Origin of the sequence: Burkholderia sp. MS455 (assembly GCF_016899445.1) — a bacterium.
Lineage (GTDB): Bacteria > Pseudomonadota > Gammaproteobacteria > Burkholderiales > Burkholderiaceae > Burkholderia > Burkholderia pyrrocinia_C.
In genome coordinates this window covers 3,244,949-3,270,111 of the sequence record NZ_CP041778.1, presented here as the reverse complement: position 1 = coordinate 3,270,111, position 25,163 = coordinate 3,244,949, and the positions used below count along the sequence as shown (strand labels likewise).

The following is a 25,163-nucleotide window of genomic DNA, read 5'->3' as shown; positions in this document are numbered from 1 at the left end:
TATGCGAAGGAGGAATGCACGATGAGCAAGCAGGTTACGCTGGGCGTCGTCGGGATCGGCAAGATCGCGCGCGACCAGCATCTTCCGGCGATCGCCGCCGAACCGGGTTTCGCGCTGACCGCGTGCGCGAGCCGCCACGCGGAAGTCACCGGCGTGCGCAACTATCAGGACCTGCGCGCGTTGCTGGCCGCCGAGCCGGAGCTCGACGCGGTGTCGCTGTGCGCGCCGCCGCAGGTGCGCTACGCTCAGGCGCGCGCCGCGCTCGAAGCCGGCAAGCACGTGATGCTCGAGAAGCCGCCGGGCGCGACGCTCGGCGAAGTGGCCGTGCTGGAGGCGCTCGCGCGCGAGCGCGGCCTCACGCTGTTCGCGACCTGGCATTCGCGCTGCGCGAGCGCGGTGGAGCCCGCACGCGCGTGGCTCGCGACGCGCACGATCCGCGCGGTGCAGGTGCGCTGGAAGGAGGACGTGCGGCGCTGGCATCCGGGGCAGCAGTGGATCTGGGAGCCCGGCGGCCTCGGTGTGTTCGATCCGGGCATCAACGCGCTGTCGATCGTCACGCGGATCCTGCCGCGCGAGCTCGTGCTGCGCGAGGCGACGCTGTTCGTGCCGAGCGACGTGCAGACGCCGATCGCGGCCGAACTCGATTGCGCGGATACCGACGGCGTGCCCGTGCGCGCGGAATTCGACTGGCGGCACGGCCCGGTCGAGCAATGGGAGATCGCGGTCGATACGGCCGACGGCGTGCTCGCGATCAGCCGCGGCGGCGCGCAATTGTCGATCGACGGCGAGCCGGTCGAGATCGGCCCCGAGCGCGAGTATCCTGCGCTGTACGCGCAGTTCCGCGCGCTGATCGCGCGCGGCGAAAGCGACGTCGACGTGCGGCCGCTGCGGCTCGTCGCCGACGCGTTTCTGTTCGGCCGGCGCGTCCAGACCGACGCGTTCGGCCGCTGAACGTGCCGGCACGCTTCGCCGCGACCGCGCACGACAAATGATGAAGACCCAAATCGATACCAGGAGACACCACATGACCCGCACGACTCACACGATTCGCCGACACACCCTGCGCGCGCTGCTGGCCGCGCTTTGCATCGCGCCGCTCGGCATGCAGGGCGCCGCGCGCGCCGACGCGCCGCTGAAGATCGGCTTCCTGGTGAAAATGCCCGAGCAGGCATGGTTCATCAACGAGCAGAACGCGGCGTCCGCGCTCGGCCAGAAGGAGAATTTCTCGGTCGTGAAGATCGGCACGCCCGACGGCGAGAAGGTGCTGGCCGCGATCGACAACCTCGGCTCGCAGGGCGCGCAGGGCTTCGTGATCTGTGCACCCGACGTGCGCCTCGGCCCGGCGATCGCCTTGCGCGCGAAGCGCTACAACATGAAGTTCGTGACGGTCGACGACCAGCTCGTCGATTCGAGCGGCAAGCCGCTCGCGAACGTGCCGCACCTCGGGATGTCGGCGACCAAGATCGGCAACCAGGTCGGCCAGGCGATCGCCGACGAGATGAAGCGGCGCGGCTGGAAGCCCGAGGAAGTCGGCGCGCTGCGGGTCACGAACTACGAGCTGCCGACCGCGAAGCTGCGCACCGACGGCGCGACGCAGGCGCTGCTCGCGAACGGCTTCCGCAAGGAGAACATCTTCGACGCGCCGCAGAAGACGACCGACGACGAAGGCGGCTTCAGCGCGGCCGCGCCGGTGCTCGCGCGGCATCCGAACGTGAAGAAATGGGTGATCTACGCGTTGAACGAGGAAACCGTGCTCGGCGCGGTGCGCGCGACCGAGCAGCTGCACATCCCGGCGGCCGACGTGATCGGCGTCGGCATCAACGGCGCGGGCGAAGCGTTCGCCGAGTTCCAGAAGAAGGAGCCGACCGGCTTCTACGGGACGATCGCGGTCAGCTCGACGAACCACGGCAAGGACAGCACGCAGAACCTCGTCGACTGGATCCGCAACGGCAAGACGCCGGCGGCCGACACGCAGACGAGCGGCAAGCTGATGACGCGCGCGAACTGGCAGGCCGTGCGCGCCGAGCTGGGCATCTGAGCACGCGGGGCGAAAACGCAATGACGATGCAGACGATGACGGCCGTGTCCCGCCACGACGACGCTGAAGCCGGCGCGGCCGCCGGCCCGCTGCTCGCGCTCGACGGCATCACGGTGACGTTCCCGGGCGTGCGTGCGCTCGACGCCGTGTCGCTGTCGGTGCGCGCGGGCGAAGTGCACGGGCTGATGGGCGAGAACGGCGCGGGGAAATCGACGCTGCTGAAAGTGCTGTCCGGCGTGAACCAGCCGCAGGCCGGCACGCTGACGCTGAACGGCACGGTGCAGCGCTTCGCGTCGACGCGTGCCGCGCTCGAAGCCGGCATCGCGATCATCTACCAGGAGCTGCATCTGGTGCCCGAGCTGACGGTCGCCGAGAACCTGATGCTCGGGCAGTTGCCGAGCCGGCTCGGCGTGGTCGACGAGCGCGCGCTCGCCGCGCGTGCGCTCGATGCGCTGGAGCGGCTCGGCGAGCATATCGATCCGGGCATTCCGGTGAAGTATCTGTCGATCGGCCAGCGCCAGATGATCGAGATCGGCAAGGCACTGATGCGCGACGCGCGCGTGATCGCGTTCGACGAACCGACGAGCTCGCTCTCCGCGCGCGAGACCACGCAGCTGTTCCGGATCATCCGCGCGCTGCGCGCGGAAGGCCGCGCGATCATCTACGTCACGCACCGGATGGAGGAAGTCTACGAACTGTGCGACCGCGTGACCGTGTTTCGCGACGGCCGCCGGATCGACACGTTCGATTCGGTCGCCGATCTCGATCGCGACCGGCTGATCGGCTGCATGGTCGGCCGCTCGATCGAGGACGTGTACGGTTACCGGCCGCGCGCGGCCGGCGACGTGCTGATCGAGGCAAAGGGGCTGGCGGGCCCCGGGCTGTCCGAGCCCGTGTCGTTCACCGCGCGACGCGGCGAGATCGTCGGCTTTTTCGGGCTCGTCGGCGCGGGCCGTTCGGAGCTGATGAAGCTGCTGTACGGCGCGGCGCGCCCGAGCGCCGGGCACGTCGAGCTGGGCGGGCGGCGCGTCGCGTTTGCCAGCCCGCGCGACGCGGTGCGCGCCGGCATCGCGCTGTGCCCGGAAGACCGCAAGCAGGAAGGCATCGTCGCGATCGCGTCGGTGGCCGACAACCTGAACATCAGCGCGCGCCGGCATTTCAGCCCGGCGCGCATGCTGCTCGACGCGCGGCGCGAGCGCGAGCTCGCGCAACGCTACATCGAGCGGCTCGCGATCAAGACCCGCGACGGCGACACGCCGATCGGCGCGCTGTCCGGCGGCAACCAGCAGAAGGTCGTGCTGGCGCGCTGGCTGGCCGAGCGCATCGACGTGTTCCTGATGGACGAGCCGACGCGCGGCATCGACGTCGGCGCGCGCGCGGAAATCTACAACCTGTTCTACGAACTCGCGGAAGCGGGCCGCACGGTGATCCTCGTGTCGAGCGATCTGGCCGAAGTGATCGGCGTGTCGGACCGGATCATCGTGATGAAGGAAGGACGGATCGCGGGCGAAGTGGAGAAGGCGCAGGCGACGCCCGACGCGCTGATCAAGCTCGCGCTGCCGCGCTAGCGGCTTGCTGTTCAACCGGAATGCAAAAGATATGAGCCAGGCAATGCAACCCCAACGTACTTCCCCGTCCCCCGATGCCGCTCCCATGAGGGCGCGCGGAGGCGTGTGGCAGCTGATCAACCGCTCCGGCATCGTGATGGTGTTTCTCGTGCTGTTCGCGACGCTGTCGCTGACGGTGCCGGACTTCCTCACGCCGCGCAACATCCAGGGCCTGCTGCTGTCGGTCACGCTGATCGGCTCGATCGCGGTGACGATGATGTTCGTGCTCGCGCTCGGCGAGGTCGACCTGTCGGTCGCGTCGATCGTCGCGTTCTCGGGCGTCGTCGCGTCGACGCTGATCACCGCGACGCACAGCGTGCTGTTCGGCATCGTGGCCGGCGTGCTCGCGGGCGGCGCGGTCGGGCTCGTGAACGGCGTGCTGATCGCGCGCTACCGGATCAATTCGCTGATCGTCACGCTCGCGATGATGGAAGTCGTGCGCGGGCTCGCGTTCATCACGTCGAACGGCGACGCGGTGATGATCTCCGAGGAACGTTTCTTCGAACTCGGGTCCGGCTCGTTCCTCGGCATTTCGTATCCGATCTGGAGCAACATCATCGGCTTCGTCGTGTTCGGCTTCCTGCTGCGCAAGACGGTGTTCGGCAAGAACGTGCTGGCCGTCGGCGGCAACGGCGAGGCCGCGCTGCTCGCGGGGCTGCCGGTGATGCGCATCAAGATCACCGTGTTCGTGCTGCAGGGGCTCGTGACGGGATTTGCCGGCGTGATGCTCGCGTCGCGGATGAGCCTCGGCGATCCGAAGACGTCGGTCGGCCTCGAACTCGGCGTGATCTCCGCGTGCGTGCTCGGCGGCGTGTCGCTGACGGGCGGTGTCGCGACGATTTCCGGCGTGCTGGTGGGTGTGCTGATCATGGGCTCCGTGCAGGATGCGATGAGCCTGCTGAACGTGCCGACGTTTTACCAATATCTGATACGCGGCGGAATTCTGTTGCTCGCGGTGCTGTTCGACCAGTATCGTCGCAACCAGCGGCGCGCGATGAAGATCTGACCGGTAGCGCGTCGCCCGCGAAAGCGATGGATCCATGCGACAGATATCGGGAGACGGCATGCAACAGACTCATCCGGCCGCGTCGGCGACGCTGCTGGCCGACAGCCGCAACGCGCTCGGCGAAGGCGCGACGTGGTGCGATGCGACGCACGCGCTGTACTGGACGGACATCGAAGGCGCGCGGTTGTGGCGATGCCGCGCGGACGGTTCGGACCTCGCGCACTGGCCGATGCCCGAGCGGCTCGCGTGTTTCGCGCTGACCGGCGATCCGGACGTGCTGCTCGTCGGGCTCGCGACGCATCTCGCGTTCTTCGACCTGCGCAGCGGTGCGTTCACGCGCATCGTCGACGTCGAATCCGATCTGCCGACGCGGCTGAACGACGGCCGCTGCGATCCGTTCGGCGCGTTCGTGTTCGGGATGAAGGACGAAGGCGGCGAGCCGCCGCGTGCGGTTGGTGGCTTCTATCGGCTCAATGCCGACCTCACGCTCGAACGGCTCGCGTTGCCGGCGGCGGCGATCGCGAACAGCATCGCGTTCTCGCCGGACGGTTCGAAGATGTATTTCTGCGATTCGCTGGTGCGCGAGATTTTCGTTTGCGATTACCGCGCGGGCGGCGACGTCGCGAACGTGCGGCCGTTCGCGCGCCTGACCGATGCGAACGGCGACCCGGACGGTTCGACGATCGATCGCGACGGCGGCCTGTGGAACGCGCAGTGGGGCGGCAGGCGGGTGGTGCGCTACGGGCCGGATGGCGTCGAGACGGAGCGCGTCGACGTGCCGACCGCGCAGCCGAGCTGCGCGGCGCTCGACGGCGAAGGCCGCCTGTACGTGACGAGCGCGCGCGTCGGGTTGAGCGACGACGCGCTGGCCAGCGACGCGCATGCGGGCGGCGTGTTCGTCGCGCAGACGCGGCATGCGGGGCTGCCGACCGCGCGGTTCATGCCGACGCGCGCAACCTGAGCGCCACGGTGCGGCCGGCGGACGCGGCATCGGCGCGTGACCGCGCCGGCCGCCGCGCCGCGATCGGTGCATTCACCACTCGGCGCGTCACTCGCGCGGCGCGTCGAGCCCCAGCCCCAGCAACGCCACTGCGTTGTCCTTCAGGATCAGCGGATGCACGTCGGGCCGGAACCCGGCGCCGTGGAAATCTTCCAGCCAGCGATCCGGCCGTATCAGCGGAAAATCCGACGCGAACAGCACCTTGTGCCTGAGCAGCGTGTTCGCATACTTGATCAGCTCCGGCGAGAAATACTTCGGCGACCATCCCGACAGATCGATGTAGACGTTCGGCTTGTGCAGCGCGATCGACAGCGCCTGCTCCTGCCACGGCCACGACGGGTGCGCGATCACGATCTTCATGTCCGGAAAGTCAGCCGCGACGTCGTCGAGGTGAATCGGTTCGGAGTACTTCAGACGCAGCCCGCCGCCGCCGCGCATGCCCGATCCCATCCCCGAATGGCCGCTGTGGAACACGGCCGGCAGCCCGTGTTCGGCGATCACCTCGTAGATCGGATACGCGAGCCGGTCGTTCGGAAAGCACCCCTGCATCGTCGGGTGGAACTTGAAGCCCTTTACGCCGTGTTCTTCGATCAGTCGGCGTGCCTCGCGTGCGCCGAAGCGGCCCTTGTGCGGATCGATGCTCGCGAACGCGATCATGACGTCGGCATTGTCCTGCGCGAATTGCGCGATCTCCTCGTTCGGAATGCGGCGCCGACCGATGTTCGTCTCGCAGTCGACGGTGAACATCACGAAGCCGATGCGGCGCTCGCGGTAATACGCGATCGTCTCCGGAATCGTCGGCCGGCGGCCTTGTTTCAGCACCGTGCCGAAGTACTTGTCGGCCGCGTCGTCGAATGCCTTCGCGAACAGGTCGGGCGGCTGGCAGCACGACACTTCGGCATGCACGTGCGTGTCGATGGCGATCAGGTTGCGGATGTCCAAGCGTGTCTCCTCATGTCGTGAAGCGCGGGCGCCGCGCGGCGCGAAACCGCGCGTTCGCGCCCGTTTAGGGGTTTGTCCCGAGCCGCTTCCATTCTACTTTACATATCAGGCTACCTGATAGTAAATTGGCGTCGAGTCGCGCAGGGCGGCACTGTCATTGGAGAACGAAGATGAGTTACGAAGGTCGCTGGAAAACGGTGAAGGTCGCGGTCGAGGGCGGGATCGCGTGGGTCACGCTGAACCGTCCGGACAAGCGCAACGCGATGAGCCCGACGCTGAACACGGAGATGATCGACGTGCTGGAAGCGGTCGAGCTCGACGCCGAAGCGCAGGTGCTCGTGCTGACCGGCGAGGGCGACGCATGGACGGCCGGGATGGACCTGAAGGAGTATTTCCGCGAAGTGGACGCGGGCCCGGAGATCCTGCAGGAAAAGATCCGCCGCGACGCGAGCCGCTGGCAGTGGCAGCTGCTGCGCATGTATTCGAAGCCGACGATCGCGATGGTCAACGGCTGGTGCTTCGGCGGCGGTTTCTCGCCGCTCGTCGCGTGCGATCTCGCGATCGCGGCCGACGAAGCCGTGTTCGGCCTGTCGGAGATCAACTGGGGCATCCCGCCGGGCAACCTCGTCAGCAAGGCGATGGCGGACACGGTCGGGCATCGCGAGGCGCTGTACTACATCATGACCGGCGATACCTTCACCGGGCCGCAGGCCGCGAAGATGGGGCTCGTCAACAAGAGCGTGCCGCGTGCGCAACTGCGCGACGAAGTGCTTGCACTCGCCGCGAAGCTGCTCGACAAGAATCCGGTCGTGATCCGCAATGCGAAGCACGGCTTCAAGCGCTGCCGCGAACTGACGTGGGAGCAGAACGAGGACTACCTGTACGCGAAGCTCGACCAGGCGAACTATCGCGATCCGGAAGGCGGCCGCGAGCAGGGCCTCAAGCAGTTCCTCGACGACAAGAGCATCAAGCCGGGCCTGCAGGCGTACAAGCGCTGACGCGCGACGCGGCACGCAACGGGAATGAGCGGAGACAGCGAAATGCACGAAGTGAGTTTGTTGATCGACGGCGTGTCGCGCGGCACGTCGGACGGCGGCACGTTCGACCGGATCGATCCGGCGACGGGACAGGTGGCGTCGCGCGCCGCCGCGGCGACGCTCGCCGATGCGGATGCCGCGGTCGCGGCGGCCGCGCGCGCGTTTCCCGCGTGGGCGGCGCTCGCGCCGACCGAGCGCCGCCGGCGGCTGCTCGCGGCGGCCGACCGGATGGACGCGCGCGCCGGCGAATTCATCGAGACCGGCCGTGCGGAAACCGGCGCGATGGCGAACTGGTACGGCTTCAACGTGATGCTCGCGGCGAACATGCTGCGCGAGGCCGCCGCGATGACGACGCAGATCGACGGCGCGGTGATCCCGTCCGACGTGCCGGGCAACCTCGCGATGGCCGTGCGCCAGCCGTGCGGCGTCGTGCTCGGCATCGCGCCGTGGAACGCGCCGGTGATCCTCGCGACCCGCGCGCTCGCGATGCCGCTCGCGTGCGGCAACACGGTCGTGCTGAAGGCGTCCGAAGGCTGCCCGGGCGTGCACCGGCTGATCGGCAGCGTGCTGCATGACGCGGGGCTCGGCGATGGCGTCGTCAACGTGATCACGCATGCGCCGCAGGACGCACCGGCGATCGTCGAACGGCTGATCGCGAACCCGGCGGTGCGGCGCGTCAACTTCACCGGGTCGACGCGCGTCGGCCGGATCGTCGCGACGCTCGCCGCGCAGCACCTGAAGCCGGCGCTGCTCGAACTCGGCGGCAAGGCGCCGGTGCTCGTGCTCGACGACGCGGATCTCGATGCGGCGGTCGACGCGGTCGCGTTCGGCGCGTTCTTCAACCAGGGCCAGATCTGCATGTCGACCGAGCGCGTGATCGTCGACCGGAACGTCGCCGATGCGTTCGTCGAGCGGCTCGTCGCGAAGGCGCGTACGCTGAAGGCCGGCAACCCGGCCGCACCGGGCGTCGTGCTCGGCACGCTGGAAAGCGCGTCGGCCGCGCAGCGCATCGCGGCGCTGGTCGCCGACGCACGCGCGCACGGCGCGGCGTTGCCGCTCGGCTGCGAAGTCGACGGCGCGGTGATGCAGCCGACGATCGTCGACGGCGTCACGCGCGACATGAAGCTCTATGCGGACGAATCGTTCGGGCCGGTCGTGACCGTGCAGCGCGTCGATGGCGACGAAGCGGCGCTGGCGGCCGCGAACGACAGCGAATACGGGCTGTCGGCCGCGGTGTTCAGCCGCGACATCGCGCGCGCGATGCAGGTCGCGAAACGGATCGAGTCGGGCATCTGCCACATCAACGGCCCGACCGTGCACGACGAGGCGCAGATGCCGTTCGGCGGCATGAAGGCGAGCGGCTACGGCCGGTTCGGCAGCAAGGCGTCGATTGCCGAATTCACCGACCTGCGCTGGATCACCGTGCAGACCGCGCCGCGCCACTACCCGATCTGAGCGGGCCGCCGCGCAGCGGCAACGACAACGACACAATGAAGTTCCCGCCGCGCGTCGCGAACGCGCCGGCGGAACCGACTGGAGACAGACCTTGGATGCGGATCCGACCCAACTGCACGGCATCGCCGCCGCGCAGCCGGCCCCCGCCGGCTACCGCCCCGTCGCGATCGGCGCGGCGCCGCCCGACATCGCGCAACGCGACGGCTGCTGGACCCTGCGTGCATCGACCGCGCTCGGCGCATATCCGCGCCGGCTGACCGACCGGCTCGTCAGCGGCGCGCAAGCGCACCCGGACCGCTGGCTCGTCGCGCGGCGCGGCCCCGACGGCGCGTGGATCGGCATCAGCTATGCGCAGATGCTCGAACGCGCACGCGCGATTGGCCAGGCACTGCTCGATCGCGGGCTGTCGGCCGAGCGGCCGGTCGCGATCCTGTCCGGCAACGATCTCGAACACCTGCAGGTCGCGTTCGGCGCGCTATGGGCCGGCATTCCGTATGCACCGCTGTCGCCTGCGTATTCGCTCGTGTCGAGCGACTACGGCAAGCTTCGCCATGCGCTGGCGCTGCTGACGCCGGGGCTCGTGTTTGCCGCCGACGGCGACGCGTTCCGTGCCGCGCTCGATGCGACGGTGCCGCCCGACGTCGAGCGCGTGGTCGTGTCGGCGGCGGACGGGATGCGCGGCGTCACGCGCCTCGCGTCGCTGCTCGACACCGCGCCGGGCAGCGTCGACGCCGCGCACGATGCGATAACCGGCGATACGATCGCCAAGTTCCTGTTCACGTCCGGTTCGACGCGGCTGCCGAAGGCGGTGCCGACCACGCACCGGATGCTGTGCAGCAACCAGCAGATGCTGCTCGAAACGTTTCCGCAATTCGGCATCGAGCCGCCGGTGCTGGTCGACTGGCTGCCGTGGAACCACACGTTCGGCGGCAGCCACAACGTGGGGATTGCGCTGTACAACGGCGGCACGCTGTATATCGACGACGGCAAGCCGGTCGCCGGCAAGTTCGACGAGACGCTGCGCAACCTGCGCGAGATCGCGCCGACGGTGTACTTCAACGTGCCGAAAGGCTGGGAGGAACTGACCGCCGCGCTTGAAACGGACGCGGCGCTGCGCGAGACCTTCTTCTCGCGCGTGAAGATGTATTTCTTCGCGGGCGCGGGGCTGTCGCAGGCGGCATGGGACCGGCTCGAGCGCGTGACGCTCGCTCACTGCGGCGAGCGGATCCGGATCATGGCCGGCCTCGGGATGACCGAGGCCGCGCCGTCGTGCATGTTCACCACCGGGCCGATGTCGGGCGCCGGGTACATCGGCCTGCCCGCGCCCGGCTGCGACGCGAAGCTGGTGCCGGTCGACGGCAAGCTCGAGGCGCGCTTTCGCGGGCCGAACGTGATGGCCGGCTACTGGCGCGCGGGCCGCGACGACGCGCGCGAGGTGTTCGACGACGAAGGCTATTACCGCAGCGGCGATGCGGTGCGCTTCGTCGACCCGCAGCGTCCGGAGATCGGGCTGATGTTCGACGGCCGCATCGCCGAGGATTTCAAGCTGTCGACGGGGACCTTCGTGAGCGTCGGGCCGATGCGCGCGCGGATCGTGTCGAACGGCGCGCCGTATGTGCAGGACGCGGTCGTGACCGGAATGAACCGCGACGACGTCGGCGCGATGATCTTTCCGCGCATCGACGATTGCCGCCGCCTCGCGGGCGCGGGGCCGGACGCCGACGTGCGCGCCGTGCTGCAGGCGCCGGCCGTGCGCGCGTTTTTCGCGGACCTGCTGCAGCGGTTGAACCGCGACGCGACCGGCAGCGCGACGTTCATCACGCGGCTGTGTCTGCTCGATACGCCGCCGTCGCTCGATCTCGGCGAAATCACCGACAAGGGTTCGATCAACCAGCGTGCGGTGCTGACGCAGCGCGCGGCGCTGATCGAGGCGATGTATGCGCGCGACGCGGCCGATGCGGGCGTGATCGTTGCCGGCGCGGCGCGCTGATGTCGAGCGTCGTGCCGCACCGCCATGCGGCGGCGGTGCGGCACGCGGTCAGCACGGCAGCGCGTTCCTGGTCGATCAGTGGGTAAACCCCGATCGAAACCGCCGAATCGGGTCCGTGTTGTATACGGTGCTCCGGACGCCGCGATGCGGGCGTGCCCGCCATGCGGGCCGCGTGAGGTAAGATGGCCCGCGATCTTCCTCCCGACACCTTCATGAGTTCGACACCCGTCAAACCGGCCGGCGCGAAACGCGCTGCCCGTGCCACCGAGGCCAGGCCGCCCGTGCGTGCCCAGCAGCGGCTGACCTACCTGATCGGCAATCTCGATCGGCTGCTGCGCCGCCTGATGAGCGATGCGCTCGCACCGCTCGGCGTGACGCTCGCGCAATACACGGCGCTGTCGGTGCTCGAGGCGCGCGGCGCGCTGTCCAACGCGCAGCTCGCGGTGCGCTCGTTCATCACGCCGCAATCCGCGAACGAGGTGATGGTCGCGATGGCGGCCCGCGGCTTCGTCACGCGCGAGGCCGATCCGAATCATGGCCGCGTGATCCTGCTGCGCCTGACCGACGAAGGTTCGGCGATCCTGCGCGAATGCGAACGGGTGCTGCGGCCGCTCGAGCGCCGAATGCTCGGCGACGACCTCACCGCCGCCGACGCCGCGCAGGTCCAGCGCACGCTCGAACTGTTCGTGCGCAACCTGCGCGACTGAACCACACTTTCGTTTCATTCGTCGTTCCGCACGGCCTTGCCCGGCCGGCTTCCGCGCGCGTTGCGGGTTAACACCGGCGCGCAACACACTTGAAATATCAGGTTACCTGTTATTAAATCATTCCGTCCTTCGATGGGATGACGGTCCGCACGACCGGCTGGTCGCGCGGATTTTATTTCGGACAATGAATCAGGTTACCTGATAATTTATGGTGCATGGTCCGATCACGACAAAGACACCGCGCATGCGTCCTGGCATGACGCGCAGTACAAGGTTTGGAGACGACATGGACACTTCCGTTGCCGAGAGGCCGGCCGTCGCGACGACGCTCGGTCTGTGTTTCGCGATCGCGCTGCTCGAGGGGCTCGACCTGCAGTCGGTCGGCGTCGCCGCGCCGCGCATGGCTCACGAGTTCGGGCTCACGGTTTCGCAGATGGGGCTCGCGTTCAGCGCCGGCACGTTCGGCCTGCTGCCGGGCGCGATGCTCGGCGGGTGGCTCGCCGACCGGATCGGCCGCAAGCACGTGCTGATCGCGTCGGTCTGCCTGTTCGGGCTGCTGTCGATCGCGACCGCGCAGGTGTCGAGCTTCGCGATGCTGGTCGTCGTGCGCGCGCTGACCGGCCTCGGCCTCGGCGGCGCGATGCCGAACCTGATCGCGCTGTCGTCCGAAGCGGCCGACGCGCGCTCGCGCAGCAGCGCGGTCGCCGTGATGTACTGCGGCATTCCGTTCGGCGGCGTGATCGCGTCGTTGATCGGCGTGCTGCTGGCCGGCGACACCGAGTGGCGGCACATCTTCTACGTCGGCGGCATCGGGCCGCTGCTGCTCGCTCCGCTGCTGCTCGCGCTGCTGCCGGAATCGCGCGCGTTCCTCGACGTCAGCGCATCGGGCGCTGCGCGCCCGAGCGTCGCGCACACGCTGTTCGGCGGCGCACGCACGGGCACCACGCTCGCGCTCTGGCTCAGCTATTTCTGCACGCTGATCGTGCTGTATTTCCTGCTGAACTGGCTGCCGTCGCTGATGGCGGCGAAGGGGCTCGCGCGCAGCCAGGCCGGGATCGTGCAGATCTTCTTCAACATCGGCAGCGGCCTCGGCGTGCTCGGCATCGGCATGTCGATGGACCGGATGCGGCCGTCGCGGGTCGTCGGCGGCATGTACGCGGGGATCGTGCTGTCGCTCGCCGCGCTCGCGATCGCGCCCGGGCTCGTATGGCTGTCCGCCGCGGCGTTCGCGGCCGGGATGTTCGTCGTCGGCGGCCAGTCGGTGCTGTATGCGCTGGCCGCGATGTACTACCCGACCGCGATGCGCGGCACCGGCGTCGGCTCCGCGGTCGCGGTGGGCCGGCTCGGCTCCGTGGTCGGCCCGCTCGCGGCGGCCGAGCTGCTCGCGATGGGCCGCAGCGCGTCGGTCGTGATCGGCGCGAGCATCCCCGTCACGCTGGTCGCCGCCGTCGCGGCGCTGGTGCTGATCCGCAGGCCGCAGGCACACGACTGAGTTTGTTTACTTTCACCCACGAGCGCCGGCAGAGCGCGATATCGACGCAGGTCTGGAGACACTAACCATGAAGCACACCAAAGCCTTGCTGGCAGCCGGCGCATGCGCGCTGGCCGCGACGAGCGCGCACGCGCAATCGAGCGTGACGCTGTACGGGATCATCGACACCGGCGTCGAATACGTGTCGCACGCGAACGCGGCCGGCGATCACGTGGTGCGGATGCCGGGCGTGACCGGCGAGATGCCGTCGCGCTGGGGCCTGCGCGGCAACGAGGATCTCGGCGGCGGCTACCAGGCCGTGTTCGTGCTCGAAAGCGGCTTCAACGTGCGCGGCGGCGATCTCGGCCAAGGCGGGCGGCTGTTCGGGCGGCAGGCATTCGTCGGGCTGAAGGGCGGTTTCGGCACGCTCGCGTTCGGCCGCCAGTACACGATGACCTACCTCGCGCTGCAGGGCGCGGACATCATTGGTCCCGACATCTACGGGCTCGGCTCGTTCGACGCGTACGTGCCGAACGGCCGCGCCGACAACGCGGTGACCTACATCGGCACGTATCGCGGCGTGACGCTCGGCGCCGCCTATTCGTTCGGCCGCGACGGCGCCGGCACCGGCAACTCGCCGGGGCAGGGCACGTGCGCGGGGCAGGTGCCGGGCCACGCGGTCGAGTGCCGCAACTGGTCGGCGATGCTCAAGTACGACAGCGCGTATTTCGGCGCGGCGGCGTCGTACGAGGAGCAGCGCGGCGGCACGGGCGCGGCCGCGAACTTCTTCGACGGCGTCGCGCCGGTCGCCTTCACGAGCAGCGCGGGCAAGGACGCGCGCGTGCACGTGAGCGCATATGCACAGGCGGCGGGCGCGCGGATCGGCGCGGGCTGGATCGGGCGGCGCGTGTCGACCGGTTCGCCGGCCGCGCCCGGCGCGCATTCGGATCTGTTCTTCGTCGGTGCGTCGTATGCGGTCAAGCCGGACTTCATCGTCGACGGCGAAGGCTACCGGATCGTCAACAGCGAGCACGACACGCGCGCGACGATGGCGACGCTGCGCGCGACCTATCTGCTGACGAAGCGCACGTCGGTCTACGCGCAATCCTCGTATCTGTGGAACAGCGCGCACGCGCGCTACGCGGTCAGCGGCGGCGGCCCCGGCACGACGCCCGGCGCGGGGATGGGGCAGCTCGGCGCGATGGTCGGCGTCAAGCACATGTTCTGATCCGGCAACCTGACGAACGGGAGATATCTTGAACAGAAAATCTGTATTCCTCTGCATTGCGCCGCTGTCAGCGGCGATGCTCGCCGGTTGCGGCGGCGACGATTCGGTCAACGCCGTGCCCACGCACCTGAGCGCCGCGACGCCGGCCGCGATGGCGCAGACCTGCGACGCGCTCGCCGCGAAGCTCGCGTATGCGAACACATCGTTCACGTCGGTTGCGACCGCGGCCGCCGGCGCGCTGACGGTGGCCGGCAAGCCGATCGCCGAGCACTGCGTGATCGAAGGCAAGATGAACGAGCGCGTGAGCGCGGTCGACGGCAGCACCTATGCGATCGGCTTCGAGATGCGCTTGCCGAAGGCGTGGAACGGCCGCTTCTTCTACCAGGCGAACGGCGGGCTCGACGGCAACGTCGTGACCGCGACCGGCGAGATCGGCGGCGGCGGGCCGCTGACCGATGCGCTGAACCAGGGCTTCGCGGTGATCAGCTCGGATTCCGGGCACAGCGGCGCGCAGAATCCGCTGTTCGGCCTCGATCCGCAGGCGCGGATCGACTACGGCTATGGCGCCGTCGATGCGTTGACGCCGATGGCCAAGCAGGTGATCCGTCTCGCCTACGGGAAGGCGCCCGACCGCAGCTACTTCGGCGGCTGTTCGAACGGCGGCCGTCACGCGATGGTCACGGCGGTGCGCAACCCGGGCGACTACGACGGCATCATCGCGGGCGATCCGGGCTTCCATTTGCCGAAGGCGGCGATCGGCGAGATGTACGGTGCGCAGCAGTTCGCGAAGATCGCGTCGGCGACCGGATCGAACGGGCTGCCGGATATCCGCAGCGGCTTCACCGACACGGAGCGCCGGTTCGTCGGTGCGAAGATCCTCGACAAATGCGATGCGCTCGACGGCGCGGCCGACGGGATGGTGCAGGACGTCGCCGCGTGCCAGGCGCACTTCAGCGTCGAGACGGACGTCCCGACCTGCGCGAACGGCACGCGCACCGGCGCATGCCTGACGACCGCGCAGAAAACCGCGCTCGAGAACGTATTCGCGGGTGCGCGCAACAGAGCAGGCACGGCGCTCTATGCGAGCTTTCCGTACGATCCGGGCGTGGCCGGCGGCGGCTGGGCCGCGTGGAAGCAATCGAATGCCATCACGCTCGATCCGGTCGCGATGGCGTTCACGTTCATGTCGCCGCCGAAAACCGCCGCCACGCTCGCGAACCTGCCCGGTTTCGCGCTCGGCTTCGACATGGACAACGACGCGCCGGCGATCTTCGCGACCAGCGGCGTGTATGCGCAATCCGCGTGGTCGTTCATGACGCCGCCCGACGAGACGAACCTGTCCGCGCTGAAGTCGCGCGGCGCGAAGCTGCTCGTCTATCACGGCACCGGCGACCCGGTGTTCTCGTCCAGCGACACGAGCGACTGGTACCAGCGGGTCGCGCAGGCGAACGGCGGCGATGCGTCGAGCTTCGCGCGCTACTATCCGGTGCCCGGGATGAACCACTGTGCAGGCGGGCCGGCGGCCGACCAGTTCGACATGCTGACGCCGCTCGTCGCGTGGGTCGAGCAGGGGCAGGCGCCCGCCGCGATCGTGGCTGCCGCGCGCGATGCGACGAACGCGGTGCCGAACGCGGACGTGCCCGCATCGTGGGGCACGGGGCGTACGCGCCCGCTGTGCCCGTATCCGCAGGTGGCGCGCTACAACGGCTCGGGCGACGTGAATTCGGCGGCGAGCTTCAGTTGCCGCTGACGTAGCCGTGGATGGGATGCGACCGGCGCCTGCAGTCGCGCGCCGGCCGTTTCATGGCCGTACGCCTCCGCCGCACTCACTCGCCGGAATCGACCGGTACCTCGAGCCCGACCTTCACGCGGCTCATGCTCACCAGTGTCTTGAACCGCTTCACGTTGTTGTTCGCGAAGAACAGCTCGCGCGTGAGCGCGTTGTACTGATCCATGTTGCGCACGGCGAGGATCAGCACGAAATCCCATTCCCCCGTCACGTAGTAGCACTGCTGGATCTGCGGGCAGCGCTCGAAGGTCCGCTTCATCGCGTCGAGCTGGTCGATCTGCTCGCTCTCGACCTCGACGTTCACGACGATCGTCAACGGATGATCGACCTTCTCCGGCGCGACGACGGCCGTATAGCGCTCGATCACGCCGTCTTCCGCGAGACGCTTCAAACGCCGGTTCACCGCCGCCGTCGACAGATTCACGCGTGCGCCGAGTTCGCTTTGCGGCGTCTGCGCGTCGCGCTGGATTTCCATCAGCAGCTTGCGATCGAACGCATCGAGTGGGGTCGTCATGATGGTGCGCGAAACCTCGAAAGAATGAGAAATTTTTGCGTTCAGGCGGCCAATTCGGCGATTTTATTGACCAGCGTGCGCAATATTATTTTTCCAACCGACGGCGAACGCAACCCGCGCTTGCCCGATCCGACCCACCCGACGGACCGCCGGCACGGTCCTGCTCCGGAGCCTTTCGCCATGCTGATCGCCAACCCCCGCGCGTCGCGCGCCGCCTATCCCGACGCGCTGCGCCGCGTGATGAACATCGCGTCGGCCGACGAAAGCGGCTCGTGGCTGTCGCACTGGCCGCTCGTCGGCAGCGCGCGCACGCCGCTGCGCGCGCTGCCGGACCTCGCCGCGCGGCTCGGCGTCGCGAGCGTCAGCGTGAAGGACGAGTCGTGCCGCTCGCCGCTCGGCAGCTTCAAGGCGCTCGGCGCGCCGAGCGCGCTGGTGCGGCTCGTGAGGCGCCTGCGGCGCACCCACGATCTCGATCCGCAAGGGCTGATCACCGGCCGCTACGCAGCGCAGCTGGCCGACCTGACGGTGATCAGCGCGACCGACGGCAATCACGGCCGTGCGCTGGCCGCCGCCGCGCGCGCGATCGGCTGCGGCTGCGTGATCGTGCTGCACGCGAATGTCGACGCCGAGCGCGAACGCGCGATCTCGGCGTACGGCGCACGGATCGTGCGCATCGCGGGGAACTACGACGAATCGGTCGTATGCGCGGCGCAGCTTGCGCAGGCGAACGGCTGGTACGTCGTGTCGGATACGTCGTACGACGGCTACGAAGCGATTCCCCGCGACGTGATGCAGGGCTACGGCGTGATCGCCGCCGAGGCCGCCGCGCAGGCGGCGCAACACGACAGGTGGCCGTTCACGCACGTGTTGCTGCAGGGCGGCGTGGGCGGCCTCGCCGCAGGCGTGGCGAGCTACCTGTGGGAGCGCGATGGCGCGCGGCGGCCGCATTTCATCGTCGTCGAGCCGCGCCAGGCCGACTGCCTGTACCAGAGCGCGCTCGCGGGGCGCGCGGCGAAGGCGACCGGCAGCGTCGATTCGGTGATGGCCGGGCTCGCGTGCGGCGAGGCGTCGCCGCTCGCATGGGATTTCCTCGAGCTGTGCATCGACCACTTCATGCTGATCGACGATGAAGATGCCGTGCGCGCGATGCGCGGCCTCGCGGCCGGCAGCGAACGCGACGTGCCGCTCGTCGCCGGCGAATCGGGCGCGGCCGGCATTGCGGGGCTGGAAGCGCTGATGCGCGACCCTGCGCTCGCGCGGCAGGCGGGGCTCGACGCAAGCTCGCGCGTGCTGGCGATCAATACGGAAGGCGCGACGGCGCCGTCCGTGTACCGGCGCTGCGTCGGCGACACGGCCGACGCCGTGCTCGCGCGGCAGCGCGCCTGGCTGAACCGCGCGGCGGTAGCGGCCTGAACGACCAAACGACCGACGAGGCAAGCGCAATGGACACAATCGACGCAATGGAAGAAAGCACGCTGCAGGGGCGACTGAAGACCTGGCGCCGCCATCTGCACCAGCATCCGGAGACGGGTTTCGAAGAGGTGAACACGTCCGACTACGTCGCGCGCATCCTGACGACGCTCGGGCTCGACGTGCATCGCGGCATCGGCGGCACGGGGCTCGTCGCGAACCTGACGGTCGGCACCGGCACGCACGCGATCGGCATCCGCGCGGACATGGACGCGCTGAACATCGCCGAGCACGCGCCGGGACGCGAACACGCGTCGCGCACGCCCGGCAAGATGCATGCGTGCGGGCACGACGGCCACATGTCGATGGTGCTCGGTGCGGCGCAACTGCTGGCCGAACGGAAGGACTTCGACGGCACGGTGCGCTTCATCTTCCAGCCGGCCGAGGAGCATGGCCGCGGCGCGAAGGCGATGATGGCCGACGGGCTGTTCGAGCGCTTTCCGGTCGACGCGATCTTCGGCGCGCACAACATGCCGGGCATGCGCGCGGGCACGTTCTCGACGCGCGCGGGCGGCATCATGGCGAGCGAGGATAATTTCGTGATCCGGATCGACGGGCGCGGCACGCATGCGGCGCGCCCGCACATGGGCATCGATCCGATCGTGATCGGCGCGCAGATCGTGCTCGCGCTGCAGACGATCGTGTCGCGCAATCTCGATCCGGGCCAGAAGGCCGTGATCTCGTGCACGGAGTTCATCACCGACGGGCTGCGCAACGTGCTGCCGTCGACCGTGACGATCAAGGGCGACACGCGCAGCTATTCGCGCGACGTGCAGGCGCTGCTCGAAACGAGAATGCGCGAGATCAGCGAGGGGATCTGCCGCACGCACGGCGCGACCTGCACGTTCGACTACACGCACGAGTTCGCGCCGACGGTGAATTCCCCGGAGTGGGTCGACACGGCCGTGCAGGCCGCGGCGCATGTCGCAGGCGCCGACGCGGTGAACGCCGACGTGCAGCCGATGATGATCTCCGAGGATTTCGGCGCGTTCCTGCAGGCCGTGCCCGGCAACTTCGTGTTCATCGGCAACGGCGACGCGGCCGATCGAGGCGGCGTGCCGCTGCATAACGCGACGTACGATTTCAACGACGAGATCCTGCCGGTCGGCGCGCGTTATTTCGCGGAGGTGGCGCGGCGGGCGTTGCGGGCGGCGTAGCGCGTCGCTGATGATGCGCTTACGACGGCAAGCGGCTCACCGTGCGGCGGTCTGTTTTACTGTCAGGTGACACGAGCGACACGCGCGACACGAGCGACACGAGCGACGAGGCAGGCAACACATCGCGGCCGCACTCGCGTGATGTGTTGCCTGCCGCGAATGTCACTGCATCAAACGAGCTCGCCGAGACACGCGTCGAACTGCGTAACGAGCTGGTCGACATCGTCGGCCGTCGTCTGCGGGCACACGAGCATCATGTTGTGGAACGGTGTGATCAGCACGCCGCGATTCAGCAGGTACAGGTGCACGATGTGTTCGAGCTCGCTGTCGAGTTGCGCGCCGGCAAGCGTGCCGTTGCGCGGCGGCACGGGCGCGAACTGGAATTCGGTACGTGCGCCGATGCGCGTCACGCACCACGGCAGCCCGTGTTTCGCGATCGCCTGTTCGAGCCCGGCGGCCAGCCGCGCGGCGAGTTCGAACATGTGCGCATACGCGGCGTCGGTCGCGACTTCGGCCAGCGTCGCGCGCATCGCATGCATCGCGAGCATGTTCGCGGTGAGCGTCGTGCCGATGCCCGAATGGCCGGGCGGCGCGTTCAGCTTCGCCTGCTTCGCGCGTTCCGCGAATTCGGCGCTGAAACCGTACACCGCGCACGGCACGCCGCCCGCGATCGGCTTGCCGACCACCAGCATGTCCGGTTCGAGATCGTGCGCGACCGCATAGCCGCCCGGGCCGCTGCTGATCGTGTGCGTCTCGTCGATCACGAGCAGCGTGCCGTAGCGGCGCGTCAGTTCGCGCGCCGCATTCCAGAAGCCCGGATCGGGCAGCACCATGCCGATGTTCGTCATCGCGGGCTCGGCGAGCACGCATGCGACGTCGCCGTCCTTCAGCGCCGCTTCGAGCGCGTCTAGATCGTTGAATTCGACGACGCGCGTGTTCGCGAGCAGGTCGTACGACTGCCCGAGCAGGCTGTCGCGCTGCACGGGGCGGCCGTCGACGAGGTCGACGAACACATCGTCGACCGTGCCGTGATAACAGCCATTGAACACGACGATCGTGTTGCGGCCGGTGGCCGCGCGCGCCCAGCGCAGCACGAAGCGGTTCGCGTCGCTCGCGCTCAGCGCGAACTGCCAGACCGGCAGCCGGAAGCGGCGCGCGAGCTCGCGCGCGACCCACGCGGCGTCCTCGCTCGGCAGCATCGTCGTGTAGCCGCGCGTGGCCTGCTCGACGAGCGCGCGTGCAACGGGCTCGGGCGCATGGCCGAACATCGCGCCTGTATCGCCGAGGCAGAAATCCACATAGCGATGGCCGTCGACGTCGGTGAAGGTCGCGCCGCGCGCTTCCTTCACGTACAGCGAGAACGGCGTCGACCAGTCCTGCATCCAGTGCAACGGCACGCCGAACAGCAGGTGCTCGGACGCTTCCGCGGACAGTGCGCGGGACGCCGGCATGGCTTCGGTGAACGCACGGCGCTCGCGATCGAACAGCGCGCGGGCGCGGATGAGGTCGACTCCGTGGCGGGAAGGCAAGTGGGGCTCCGGGGCAGTGAAGATGAGGAAACGATAGCGCGGGCGGCAGGGGGCTGAACAGGGGCGGAATTACCGAGGCGAACGGAAGCGCGATTATCCGTTGCGACTGGCGATGACATTGCCGCGCCTGAAGGCAGGCGTTTTGCGCACGAGTGTTATTTGATTTGGAGATGGCACTGGTGAATGGAAGTCGAAAAGAACCGTGAAGGTTTCCATGGATATTTATCCGGACTTTCGTGGCCTATCGTTATTGCACGCCGTGGCGCGAGGTGTTCGTCAGAGTCGGTCGTTGCTGGCTGACGGGGGAATCTGATACGCGGTTGAGAATGCATCCGGTCGACTCGATCGGTCGCGCATGCGGCTGGGCATTTCGAATTCCGCAGGGATTTGCTTGTTAATTTCGAGATAAGCGAATATCGGATTTTCCTGCAATGGCGGGATCGTGAGCTCGAAGCGGGCCGGTTTTTCGGCGATCGGATTTCAATCATCCAGAATGCGGAGCAACACAATGAAGATCGGAAAACATCTTGCCGCACTCGCTGCGTGCGGCGCATTGACCGGCATTGCTCACGCAGGCCCGGCGTCGCCGCAAGCGGTCGTCAAGAAGATCACGCTGACGGCGCATATCGGCGACAGCCTGTTCGTGTCGAAGCCGGACAATTCCGCGTGGTACGACGTGGTCGAACTGAACGCGACGGACCGTGCGCGGCAGAACTTCGCCACGACGCTGCCGATCCGCGTGCGTACGACGAACCCCGATATCAACGTCACGCTGCTGCAGCCGCTGCGGCTGTCGAACGGTCGCGACGAGATGGTCAACGCGAAGGTCGTGCTGACGGGCAAGGCAGGCGATGCGGAAATCGCGTCCGGCGCGGCTCGCACGCTCACGCTGGTCAAGCCCGGTCACGACGGCTTTGACGGCTACGACGAAACGCGCAACCTGAAAGTCAGCGCCCATGTGCCGGCCGTCAGTGGGGCAGCCTCGACCAACGGGAGTTACCGTGGCGATCTGGTGCTGATGTTCGAACCGGCCGCTTCGGCCGGGCGTGAGCCGGCAACGGGTGTGGTAGCGGCGGCTGGCGAGTAGGTCGTTGCCCCGGCGGACGTCGTCGGCCGGGGCGTTTCAGTAGAAGTTTTTGCGCATAAACATACGACAACAGATCTCTAGAGGCGCATTCTCTGATGTGAGTGGGCGCACACATCAGAGGCATTGGCTCAGTAAAAACAGGGTAAACGACAAATACGTGTGCGGCTTCGATCGCATTTAGACTGCGGTTTGTAGTACGACGACGTATAAATAACGATCCGTCGCCCGGCGCATCGATACCCCATACACTGAAGGAGTGCCCATGGCCGCGAACAGCCGCCGTTCGTCTTCGTCTGCCCGATCGCCGTCGTCGAAGCCGGTATCGCGCCGCGCATTCATCGGCTGGAGCGGCGCGCTCGCCGGCGGCGCCGTGCTCGGCGGACCGCTCGCGGCGACCCGGGCGTTTGCGGGAGGCCACATGCCCAATGCGTCGGCGGTCGACCTCGTCTGGGGCGAGCATGGCGCGGCGGCGCGCATCGCCGCATCGCTCGCGCACGTGTCGCGGCTCGCGCTGCGCGGGCGCGACTTCGACGTGACGCACTACGGCGCGCGCCCGTGCGCGACGGTCGCGCAAACGTCGCCGTACACGAACGTCGCGAAATCGCCGGTGAGCCCGGGTTCCGAACTGACGACCGCGCCCGGCGCGTTCGATTCGCGGCCGGCGTTTCTCGCGGCGATCGACGCGTGCCGCCGCGAAGGCGGCGGGCGCGTGATCGTGCCGTCCGGCAACTGGTACTGCGCGGGGCCGATCGTGCTGCAGAGCAACGTCACGTTCCACCTGAGCGCGAACTGCACGATCTACTTCAGCCCGAACCCGGCCGACTACGCGAAGGACGGCCCGGTCGATTGCGGCGCGAACGGCCGGCTGTACTACAGCCGCTGGCAGGCGAACGATTGCCTGAACTACGGCGCGCCCGTCTACGCACGCAACGCGACGAACATCGCGCTGACGGGCGAAGGCCCGACGTCGGTGCTCAACGGGCAGGCGATGACGTCGTTCTCCGGCAGCGGGGCCGGCAGCGTCTGCTGGTGGACCTACAAGGGCTCGTCGGGCGCGTACGGTGCAGGCGCGTCGGTGCCGAGCCAGGCCTATGCGAATCCGAACAACGCCGATCTGCGGATCGTCGCGCCCGCGATCCCCGACGCGCTCTACGCGCTGCTCACGTCGCCGGTCACGCCGTGGCAGCAGGACCAGAACTACCTGCCGGCGCTGTCCGAGGCCGGCGTGCCGGTCGAGAAGCGCATCTTCGGCCTCGGTCACTACCTGCGGCCGTGCATGGTCGAATTCATTGGCTGCACGAACGTGCTGATGGCGAACTACCAGACCCAGAACACGCCGTTCTGGCAGCACCACCCGACCGCGAGCCGCAATGTCGTGATTCGCGGCGTGGCGACCAACAGCATCGGCCCGAACAACGACGGCTTCGATCCGGACGCGTGCACCGACGTGCTGTGCGAGGACTGCACGTTCAACACCGGCGACGACTGCATTGCAATCAAGTCCGGCAAGGATCGCGACACCGAATACGGGCCGGCGAAGCGGCACCTGATCCGCAACTGCACGATGAACAGCGGGCACGGCGGCATCACGCTCGGCAGCGAAATGGGCGGCGGCGTCGAGCAGATCTATGCGGCCAACCTGTCGATGCTGAACGCGAACTGGCAGACCAACCCGCTGAACATCGCGATTCGCGTGAAGACCAACATGAATCGCGGCGGCTACGTGAAGGACTTCCACGTGAAGGGCGTCACGCTGCCGAACGGCGTGACGCTGAAGGGCGGCGGCTACGGCAGCGCACTGCTCGCGGGCAGCCCGGTCAACGCGAGCGTGCCGCTCGGCGTCGTCACGCCGTCGGCCGGCAACCCGTCGGCCGCGCAGGGCGGCATCGTCACGTTCGATTGCGATTACCAGCCCGCGAACGATGCGGTGCGCACGCGCGCGCCGGTCGTGCAGAACGTGACGATCTCGGACGTGAAGGCGGGCAACGTGACGCTGAACGGCGTGACCGCGTCGTGTTTCCAGGCGATCGTCGCGCAGGGGCCCGTTGCGTTCGACTACAACGGCACGCCGCCCGCGCCGGCCGTGCAGCCGATCTCCGGCGTGACGATCAGCAATTGCGACTTCGGCACGCCCGTCGCGTCGGGCACGCCGACGGTCACGTCGCCGGGGCCGATCTATGCGTTCAACGTGAGCGCGCTGACGCTGACGAACGTGACGATCGCCGGGCAGATCGTCAACACGACGATTACCGACAAGCGGTGACGTGAGGTGAAGTGAAGGGCGTTCGCGTGCGGTGGTCGATGCACGCGAACGCAAGCATGACTGAACGCGTCAAGCCAGCGTCTTGACCATGTGATGTTCGTCGTAGAAACGGCCGTCGACGAACAGCGAGCGCGGTTCCGTGCCGAACCGGACGAACCCCTGCGACGCATACAGCCGCTCGGCGGTGCCGTTGACTTCGTTCACGCACAGCATCAACTGCTTGCACCGCCACGCTTGCGCCGCATGAGCGGTCGCGCTCTCGAGCAGCGCCTGCGCGATGCCCTGCCCGCGATACGCGGGATCGACGAACACGCCCCAGATCGTCGCCTTGTGCGCGATCTTCGCGCGCGCATCGCGACGCACGCCCGTGATGCCGACGAGCGTGTCGCCGTCGAACGCGCCGAACACGGCGCGCTCGTGGCTCGGCGTGATGCGCGTCGCAAATTCGTTGACCGGCACCTGCGATTCTTCGTCGAGCGTGGGCAGGAAAGACGTGGGCGCGGTGTCGACCGCACGCAGGCGGAGGGTCTGGAAACGGGCGGCGTCGGCCGCGTCGAGCAGGCGGGTCGTGATCGTCATCGAGGGGATTCCGGTAGAGGGCTGTACGTGCCGGCGCGGGCTGCCGCGGCCGCGCGATGCATCGTGGCTATGCTAATCGGAATCCGGATGACGTGTGACGGCGCTCGATGCGTCGTGCGACCAGGCCGCCGCGCCTTGGTCCTCAGATCGCGTCGCGCGGTTAACGCGGATCGCGTTCGGTGCTGAGTACATGTGATTGCGACGTGATTGAACTGTGCAGGCGAGCGGTGAAACTGCCGTGCGACGTGCCGCCGGAGGCGGACGCGAATGTGGACGGACTGCGAAAGTACCGGC

The 25,163-nt window shown here is 68.3% G+C and carries 20 protein-coding genes; 16 read left to right on the top strand and 4 right to left on the bottom strand.

Annotation, left to right across the window (positions count from 1 at the left end; all coding sequences use genetic code 11):
* The first annotated feature begins 21 nt into the window (after positions 1–21).
* The 5 genes from FPJ27_RS19010 to FPJ27_RS18990 all read left to right on the top strand — a co-directional run bounded on the left by FPJ27_RS19010 (position 22) and on the right by FPJ27_RS18990 (position 5,612).
* Positions 22–951 (top strand): Gfo/Idh/MocA family oxidoreductase, encoded by a 930-nt coding sequence (locus tag FPJ27_RS19010; RefSeq protein ID WP_204422127.1) that lies wholly within the window; start codon positions 22–24, stop codon positions 949–951.
* 73 nt (positions 952–1,024) lie between these two features.
* A complete protein-coding gene (locus FPJ27_RS19005) occupies positions 1,025–2,038 on the top strand; it encodes an arabinose ABC transporter substrate-binding protein (RefSeq protein ID WP_072439941.1) in 1,014 nt (337 codons plus the stop codon).
* Positions 2,039–2,058: 20 nt separating this feature from the next.
* On the top strand, positions 2,059–3,606 hold the full coding sequence (gene araG / locus FPJ27_RS19000; RefSeq protein ID WP_204422126.1) for an L-arabinose ABC transporter ATP-binding protein AraG: 1,548 nt from the start codon (positions 2,059–2,061) through the stop codon (positions 3,604–3,606).
* A 31-nt stretch (positions 3,607–3,637) separates the two neighbouring features.
* On the top strand, positions 3,638–4,651 hold the full coding sequence (araH, locus tag FPJ27_RS18995; protein WP_204422125.1) for an L-arabinose ABC transporter permease AraH: 1,014 nt from the start codon (positions 3,638–3,640) through the stop codon (positions 4,649–4,651).
* 58 nt (positions 4,652–4,709) lie between these two features.
* Complete coding sequence (locus tag FPJ27_RS18990) at positions 4,710–5,612, top strand: SMP-30/gluconolactonase/LRE family protein (protein ID WP_204422124.1); 903 nt, start codon at positions 4,710–4,712, stop codon at positions 5,610–5,612.
* Positions 5,613–5,699: 87 nt separating this feature from the next.
* Here FPJ27_RS18990 and FPJ27_RS18985 read toward each other — a convergent pair whose 3' ends face one another.
* Positions 5,700–6,593 carry an amidohydrolase family protein gene (locus FPJ27_RS18985; RefSeq protein ID WP_204422123.1) on the bottom strand — a complete coding sequence of 298 codons (894 nt, stop codon included), beginning with the start codon at positions 6,591–6,593 and terminating at the stop codon, positions 5,700–5,702.
* A gap of 170 nt (positions 6,594–6,763) precedes the next feature.
* On the opposite strand from FPJ27_RS18985, the gene FPJ27_RS18980 reads away from it, so the two are divergent.
* From FPJ27_RS18980 to FPJ27_RS18950, 7 genes are all read left to right on the top strand, one after another.
* Positions 6,764–7,591, top strand: coding sequence for a p-hydroxycinnamoyl CoA hydratase/lyase (locus FPJ27_RS18980; protein ID WP_034181554.1), 828 nt, complete (start codon positions 6,764–6,766; stop codon positions 7,589–7,591).
* Between the two features lie 42 nt (positions 7,592–7,633).
* Positions 7,634–9,085, top strand: coding sequence for an aldehyde dehydrogenase (locus FPJ27_RS18975; protein WP_204423254.1), 1,452 nt, complete (start codon positions 7,634–7,636; stop codon positions 9,083–9,085).
* 91 nt (positions 9,086–9,176) lie between these two features.
* Positions 9,177–11,075: a feruloyl-CoA synthase gene (locus tag FPJ27_RS18970; protein ID WP_204422122.1), complete on the top strand. Its 1,899-nt coding sequence runs from the start codon at positions 9,177–9,179 to the stop codon at positions 11,073–11,075.
* A 212-nt stretch (positions 11,076–11,287) separates the two neighbouring features.
* On the top strand, positions 11,288–11,782 hold the full coding sequence (locus FPJ27_RS18965) for a MarR family transcriptional regulator (RefSeq protein ID WP_072439955.1): 495 nt from the start codon (positions 11,288–11,290) through the stop codon (positions 11,780–11,782).
* A gap of 286 nt (positions 11,783–12,068) precedes the next feature.
* Entirely contained in the window at positions 12,069–13,274 is a 1,206-nt protein-coding gene (gene mhpT, locus FPJ27_RS18960; RefSeq protein WP_204422121.1) for a 3-(3-hydroxy-phenyl)propionate transporter MhpT, read from the top strand.
* 67 nt (positions 13,275–13,341) lie between these two features.
* Positions 13,342–14,481, top strand: coding sequence for a porin (locus FPJ27_RS18955; RefSeq protein WP_204422120.1), 1,140 nt, complete (start codon positions 13,342–13,344; stop codon positions 14,479–14,481).
* Between the two features lie 28 nt (positions 14,482–14,509).
* Entirely contained in the window at positions 14,510–16,231 is a 1,722-nt protein-coding gene (locus tag FPJ27_RS18950; protein WP_204422119.1) for a tannase/feruloyl esterase family alpha/beta hydrolase, read from the top strand.
* A 76-nt stretch (positions 16,232–16,307) separates the two neighbouring features.
* Here the strand turns inward: FPJ27_RS18950 and FPJ27_RS18945 are convergent, their stop codons facing one another.
* Positions 16,308–16,784: an Lrp/AsnC family transcriptional regulator gene (locus tag FPJ27_RS18945; protein WP_204422118.1), complete on the bottom strand. Its 477-nt coding sequence runs from the start codon at positions 16,782–16,784 to the stop codon at positions 16,308–16,310.
* Positions 16,785–16,964: 180 nt separating this feature from the next.
* Between FPJ27_RS18945 and FPJ27_RS18940 the strand changes: the two genes are divergently transcribed.
* Entirely contained in the window at positions 16,965–18,197 is a 1,233-nt protein-coding gene (locus tag FPJ27_RS18940) for a diaminopropionate ammonia-lyase (protein WP_204422117.1), read from the top strand.
* 29 nt (positions 18,198–18,226) lie between these two features.
* Positions 18,227–19,411 carry a M20 aminoacylase family protein gene (locus tag FPJ27_RS18935; protein WP_204422116.1) on the top strand — a complete coding sequence of 395 codons (1,185 nt, stop codon included), beginning with the start codon at positions 18,227–18,229 and terminating at the stop codon, positions 19,409–19,411.
* 170 nt (positions 19,412–19,581) lie between these two features.
* Here the strand turns inward: FPJ27_RS18935 and FPJ27_RS18930 are convergent, their stop codons facing one another.
* Positions 19,582–20,940 carry an aspartate aminotransferase family protein gene (locus tag FPJ27_RS18930; RefSeq protein ID WP_204422115.1) on the bottom strand — a complete coding sequence of 453 codons (1,359 nt, stop codon included), beginning with the start codon at positions 20,938–20,940 and terminating at the stop codon, positions 19,582–19,584.
* A 508-nt stretch (positions 20,941–21,448) separates the two neighbouring features.
* On the opposite strand from FPJ27_RS18930, the gene FPJ27_RS18925 reads away from it, so the two are divergent.
* Together FPJ27_RS18925 and FPJ27_RS18920 are read left to right on the top strand one after the other, a co-directional pair.
* Positions 21,449–22,027 carry a CS1 type fimbrial major subunit gene (locus FPJ27_RS18925; protein ID WP_204422114.1) on the top strand — a complete coding sequence of 193 codons (579 nt, stop codon included), beginning with the start codon at positions 21,449–21,451 and terminating at the stop codon, positions 22,025–22,027.
* A gap of 262 nt (positions 22,028–22,289) precedes the next feature.
* Positions 22,290–24,290 (top strand): glycoside hydrolase family 28 protein, encoded by a 2,001-nt coding sequence (locus tag FPJ27_RS18920; RefSeq protein ID WP_204422113.1) that lies wholly within the window; start codon positions 22,290–22,292, stop codon positions 24,288–24,290.
* Between the two features lie 69 nt (positions 24,291–24,359).
* Here the strand turns inward: FPJ27_RS18920 and FPJ27_RS18915 are convergent, their stop codons facing one another.
* Complete coding sequence (locus tag FPJ27_RS18915) at positions 24,360–24,869, bottom strand: GNAT family N-acetyltransferase (protein ID WP_072439975.1); 510 nt, start codon at positions 24,867–24,869, stop codon at positions 24,360–24,362.
* Positions 24,870–25,163: the final 294 nt, after the last annotated feature.